Origin of the sequence: Massilia sp. CT11-108 (assembly GCF_047302915.1) — a bacterium.
In the GTDB taxonomy this organism is placed as follows: Bacteria; Pseudomonadota; Gammaproteobacteria; order Burkholderiales; family Burkholderiaceae_D; genus Telluria; species Telluria orientalis.
The window spans coordinates 1-279 of the sequence record NZ_JBKYMO010001479.1; the positions used below are offsets into that span (position 1 = coordinate 1).

Annotated in this window: 1 protein-coding gene; it reads right to left on the reverse strand. The window is 44.4% G+C overall.

The window, feature by feature from the left end; genetic code table 11:
- Positions 1-279: efflux RND transporter permease subunit (locus tag ACEN88_RS35355; RefSeq protein WP_413347070.1), on the reverse strand; the 279-nt coding region annotated here is incomplete at both ends.

Genomic DNA, 279 nt, shown 5'->3' on the forward strand with positions numbered 1-279 from the left:
TTAATTACGTTAATTAAACCTTGTATCCGGGTATCAGGAGTGGTGCGGTCATCCCAGGGAGTGAGCATACAAAACATGGAGCCATTGTTTGAGTTGGCCCCGCCGTTAAGAATATTGAACCCGGAAATGGCAGTATAATGCAGTATTCCCGGAGTTGATGCCACAATTTTCATCAGTCTGGTCATCACATTAACCGATTGAATTGTTGATGATGCTTCCGGCAGTTGGTAAGTTATGTATAACCTGCCGCCATCTTCAGAAGGTACAAAACCAGAAGGC